The sequence below is a fragment of the Bartonella sp. MU70NMGDW genome (genome assembly GCF_042194085.1).
In the GTDB taxonomy this organism is placed as follows: domain Bacteria; phylum Pseudomonadota; class Alphaproteobacteria; order Rhizobiales; family Rhizobiaceae; genus Bartonella; species Bartonella grahamii.
On the sequence record NZ_JBHIMK010000356.1, the window covers coordinates 1 to 1177 of the forward strand.

Below are 1177 nucleotides of genomic sequence, written 5' to 3' on the forward strand. Positions count from 1 at the left end.
AGATTTTGAGCTCGATGAAGAGGAAGAGATAGAAGAGGAAGAAATGAAAAAACACTTTATGGTAGAATATCCAAATAAACAACTCCTTTAATCGTTTCTCTCTTAGAGAAAAATAAAAGTTTAGAATAAATGGCTATGAGAACAGCAATGAGTCCATTTATGGTATGTGAATTGGAATGTTTACGGGATCTGTTTTGATTTAATATTCTTCATGAACGGTTCTTTATGCAGAGCAGTTTTTATGCCATATTTGCTTCTTTTTATGAGACATAAGTTAATTTGAACTGTGCGCCTCTTCAAACAAATGTTTGATCTGTATTTTCTTTCTTGATGCTATTGTGAACCTTGCAGTAATGATGTTCATAGCTCTTGTATTTTAGAGCGTTTACGAGACGCATGTTTACTCTTTTTAATCATTTATTCATATGCCAATCTCACTTACTAATGAGCGAGAAAATAGTTTTAAGGGATTCAATATAAAAGGAGATAAAATAAAACAATCTTATGATATTCAGCTCCTCTCATTCAATATGCAAAATAATAAATTATCTTTATAAATCAAATTATTGTTTGACACAAAGGCTTTCTCAATATGAGAAATTTACATTGATCTTGCATATTTTATCGATACGTTAGCCCTTGATGTTTCTGAGAGATTTTTTGCATGAATTTGCGCATTTCGCAATTGCATCACCATTTTTTGATAGCGTGCAACAGTTTTTAACTCTTTATTTTTTAGCACGATGATTGGTTTAGATTTTTTACTGGAAATTTTGCAAGTTTTTTCAAAGCTGTTAAAACGTGAAATATTTATTGAAAAAATTATTGCTGGAATATTTTTTCACTGAAAACGCACAATCAACTTATAGGGTCTGCTTTCACGAATAGATGTTGCAAAAAATAAACGACACAAACCTTCTTCCTCAGGAAATTTGTGTCGTAAAATTTTGTTTAAATGGACGATTCGGGGTTGGAATTAGCTTTTCAAGGCTTTTAAAACATTTTGTGGTGAAGAAACTTCGTAAGGATCTGTTGCACAATTATCTGAAAAACCTGCTTCTTCAAACCATTTCTCAACCACACCATCATTAATAACAGCTGCATAGCGCCATGATCGCATGCCGAAACCAACATTGTCTTTTGCAACCAGCATACCCATTTTGCGTGTGAATTCACC

At 32.5% G+C, this 1177-nt stretch carries 1 pseudogene; it reads right to left on the reverse strand.

Annotation, left to right across the window (positions count from 1 at the left end):
• Positions 1-976: 976 nt before the first annotated feature.
• Positions 977-1177: pseudogene (locus tag ACFIKE_RS10970) on the reverse strand (peroxiredoxin); the annotation flags it as partial.